We start from the raw sequence: 3,567 nt of genomic DNA on the forward strand, positions 1-3,567 counted from the left end.
GAGTAGAGAGAGGGAAGCACGGTAAGCATGTGCATTCCCTCTCTCCTTTTTTGGGGAGGGGGGCGGGGGTGAAGCGATGAGTCAAGACAGGCGGTACGACGTGGTGATAGTTGGGGCCGGCATAGTGGGGGCCTCCATCGCCAGGGAGCTGTCCCGTTACAGGCTGCGGGTGGCGGTGTTGGACAAGGCTTACGACATCCCCTCCGGGGCCAGCCGGGCCAACAGCTCCATGGTGCACGGCGGCTTTGACGACAAGCCCGGTACGGTTAAGGCTTCCCTTTGCGCCAAGGGGAACCGGCTGTACCACCAGCTTCACGAGGAGCTGGACTTCCAGTTCGACCCTTGCGGGTCCTACGTGTGCGCCTTCAACGGCGACGAGATAGGGCACCTTGAGATGCTGCTGGAACATGGGCGTACCAACGGTGTTTTGGGGTTGGAGATAATAACCGGCGACCAGTTGAGGGACAGGGAGCCCAACGCGTCCAAGGACATAGTGGCGGCCCTATGGTGTTCCTCCGCCGGTATGGTTAACAACTTCGAGGCGGTGCTGGCCTTCATGGACAACGCCCAGGCCAACGGGGTGGAGCTTTTCCTGGGCACCGAGGTGACGGGGCTCATAAAGGATCCATCGGGCAGGTCCGTGGCGGGGGTGTCCTCCAGCGGGGGGGATTTCCTAGCTCCGGTGGTGGTAAACGCCGCGGGGGTTCACAGCGACGAGCTGTCCTCCATGGCGGGGGACGACAGTTTCACCATAACCCCCGTAAGGGGCGAGTACTTCATATTCGACAAGTCCGTGGGGAACCTGGTGAAGAGCTTCTTCTTCCCGTGTCCCACCAAGAAGGGCAAGGGCATAACCGTTGCCAGGACCGTGGACGGGAACCTGCTTATAGGGCCCAACTCGGTGCCCCAGAGCTCCAAGGAGGACACCTCCACCACCGGTGAGGGCCTTAAGGAGGTCTTCGAAGGGGCGCTCAAGCTCATCCCGTCCGTCCCGCGTAACATGAGCATAACCACCTTTGCGGGGCTTAGGGCCAACTCGGACAGCGGGGACTTCCACATAGGCCCCGTGGATTCCCTGCGGGGTTTCTTCAACGTGGCGGGGATAAAGTCCCCGGGGCTCACCAGCGCCCCCGCCATAGCGGTGAGGGTGGTGGAGATGCTGAAGGACTGCTACGGGGGACTCATATCCTTTGAGGAGGACCCGTCTTTCGTGCCGGTTAGGCGGCACATACCCCGTTTTTCGGAGCTGCCCATGGAAGAGCGCATAAGGCTTGCGGCGGAGGATCCTCGTTACGGCCAGATAGTGTGCCGCTGCGAGACGGTGACGGAGGCCCAGGTGGTGGAGGCCATAAGGCGGGGAGCTAGGACCGTGGCGGCGGTGAAGATATGGACCCGGGCGGGGGCGGGCCGCTGTCAGGGGGGCTTCTGCGGGCCCCGGGTGGTGGAGATATTGGCCAGGGAGCTTGGCATAAGCCCTGAAGAGGTCACAAGGCACGGTGGGCACTCAAGGCTTCTTACCGGTCCCACCAAGGCCCCTTGGCTTGAGAGGGAGGGGGCTTAAACCATGCTCAAGGACATAGACGTGGCCATAATAGGCGCCGGACCCGCGGGCATAGCCGCGGGGGTGGGGGCCAGGAACGCGGGAGCTGATCGGGTGGTGGTCTTCGAGAGGGACTGGGACCTGGGTGGCATACTCCAGCAGTGCATACATCCGGGATTTGGGCTTCACACCTTCAAGGAGGAGCTCACTGGTCCTGAGTACGTGCATCGGTATCTTGAGAGGGCCCATCAGGCGGGGGTTGAGTTCGTTACCAACACCATGGTGTTTCACATGGAGGAGGACGGGTCCTTCTGGACCATGAACCCCGACCGGGGCATAGAGCATGTGGTGCCTAGGGCCACCGTGTTGGCCATGGGATGTAGGGAGCGCCCCTTGGGTGCTTTGGGGATACCCGGCTCTAGGCCCGCTGGGATCTACACCGCCGGCACCGCCCAGCGTTTCGTGAACATGGAGGGCTACATGCCGGGCAGGCGGGTTGTGGTGCTGGGCTCCGGCGACATAGGGCTCATAATGGTAAGGCGGATGATCCTTGAGGGGGCCAAGGTGGAGGGGGTCTTTGAGCTCATGTCCTGGCCCGGAGGGCTTAGGCGGAACATAGCCCAGTGTTTGGACGACTACGGCGTCCCCTTCCACCTGGAGCACACGGTCACCAAGGTACACGGCAAGGACCGCCTGGAGGCGGTGACTGTGGCCAAGGTGGACCAGTGCAAACGTCCCATACCGGGCACCGAGCGGACCATAGAGTGCGACACGCTGCTTTTGGCGGTGGGGCTCATCCCGGAGAACGAGCTGTCCCGGATGGCGGGGGTGGAGATACATCCGTTGACCGGGGGGCCTAAGGTCAACCAGTTCCTTCAGACCTCCAAGCCCAACGTGTTCGCCGCGGGCAACGTGGTGGTGGTTTACGACCTGGTGGACTGGGTCAGCGCCGAGGGGGTGAGGGCTGGGGAGAACGCCGCCCGGTACGCCATGGGCCGCCTTGAGGCTCCTGACAGGACCTTCCAGGTGGTGCCCGGCAAGGGCGTGCGTCTGCTTTCGCCCCAGGTGGTTGGCGACAAGGAGGACTCCACTGTGTTCCTCCGGGTTAGCGAGCCGGTGGAGAAGCGGTGTCGGATAGTCACAAGCCCTGATGTGGGGCTTACCAACCTTAGGTACGCAAGGCCCGGGGAGATGAACGAGGTGGTGCTGAGGGCGAAGGCCCTGAGGGAGCTGCCGCCCGATGTTGGGGCCATAGAGGTTTCGGTGGAGGAGGTGCGCTGACGTGGAGGTCCGGAAGATGATATGCGTTTCCTGCCCCGTGGGCTGCACCTTGTCCGTCACCCTGGAGGGCTCGGAGGTAGGGAAGGTGGAGGGGAACCAGTGCCCCAGGGGGGAGACCTACGCGGTGGCGGAGGCAAAAAACCCCGTCAGGGTTTTCACCTCCACGGTGAGGGTTGAGGGCGGGGCGCTTCCGGTGTGTCCCGTGAGGAGCAGACGCCCCCTGCCGCTGGACAAGGTTTTTGACGTGGCCAGGGAGCTTGCCCGTGTGAAGGTTGTTGCGCCGGTTGAGATAGGACAGGTTATAATTGCGGATGTATGCGGAACCGGAGTTGACATCGTAGCCAGCCGCTCACTAAAGCGAAAGGAGTCCTGATCAATGCCGAGCATCGAAGTGGTAGTAAAGAACCCCCACGGGCTTCACGCCCGTCCAGCCGCCCTGTTCGTTCAGAAGGCCTCGTCCTTTGCCTGTGCCGTTAAGGTGACCAAGAAGGACAGGACCGTGGACGCCAAGAGCATTCTTGGGATCATGTCCTTGGGCATCGAGCCCGGGGAGACCATAAGGATCGAGGCGGAGGGGGAGCAGGCGGAGGAGGCCTTAAGGGCCCTCCGGGAGGTGGCGGAGGACACCTCCGTCTGACGTTTTGGCACTAGCTCTAGTGTCCTAAAAAGTATTCATCGCCCCGGGTGTTGACGTAACGCCCGGGGCGTATTACACTACGCCTTGCCTCGCGGGGACGGCACCTGAG

The 3,567-nt window shown here is 62.6% G+C and carries 4 protein-coding genes; all 4 read left to right on the forward strand.

Going from position 1 to position 3,567, the window contains the following annotated elements:
* Positions 1-76: 76 nt before the first annotated feature.
* The 4 genes from N2315_08910 to N2315_08925 are packed head-to-tail and all read left to right on the forward strand — an operon-like array spanning position 77 to position 3,458.
* The gene (locus N2315_08910; GenBank protein ID MCX7829296.1) at positions 77-1,561 is read left to right on the forward strand and encodes an NAD(P)/FAD-dependent oxidoreductase; all 1,485 of its coding nucleotides are present in this window, start codon (positions 77-79) and stop codon (positions 1,559-1,561) included.
* A 3-nt stretch (positions 1,562-1,564) separates the two neighbouring features.
* The gene (locus tag N2315_08915; GenBank protein MCX7829297.1) at positions 1,565-2,821 is read left to right on the forward strand and encodes an FAD-dependent oxidoreductase; all 1,257 of its coding nucleotides are present in this window, start codon (positions 1,565-1,567) and stop codon (positions 2,819-2,821) included.
* A gap of 1 nt (position 2,822) precedes the next feature.
* Positions 2,823-3,194 carry a DUF1667 domain-containing protein gene (locus N2315_08920; GenBank protein MCX7829298.1) on the forward strand — a complete coding sequence of 124 codons (372 nt, stop codon included), beginning with the start codon at positions 2,823-2,825 and terminating at the stop codon, positions 3,192-3,194.
* Positions 3,195-3,197: 3 nt separating this feature from the next.
* Positions 3,198-3,458 (forward strand): HPr family phosphocarrier protein, encoded by a 261-nt coding sequence (locus tag N2315_08925; GenBank protein MCX7829299.1) that lies wholly within the window; start codon positions 3,198-3,200, stop codon positions 3,456-3,458.
* Positions 3,459-3,567: the final 109 nt, after the last annotated feature.

The organism is Thermanaerothrix sp. (genome assembly GCA_026417795.1).
In the GTDB taxonomy this organism is placed as follows: domain Bacteria; phylum Synergistota; class Synergistia; order Synergistales; family Synergistaceae; genus Thermanaerovibrio.

Excerpts from the sequence above, each read along its gene's own strand:
- N2315_08925 (MCX7829299.1), top strand. The coding sequence starts at position 3,198 with ATGCCGAGCATCGAAGTGGTAGTAAAGAACCCCCACGGGCTTCACGCC.
- N2315_08915 (MCX7829297.1), top strand. The coding sequence starts at position 1,565 with ATGCTCAAGGACATAGACGTGGCCATAATAGGCGCCGGACCCGCGGGC.
- N2315_08910 (MCX7829296.1), top strand. The coding sequence starts at position 77 with ATGAGTCAAGACAGGCGGTACGACGTGGTGATAGTTGGGGCCGGCATA.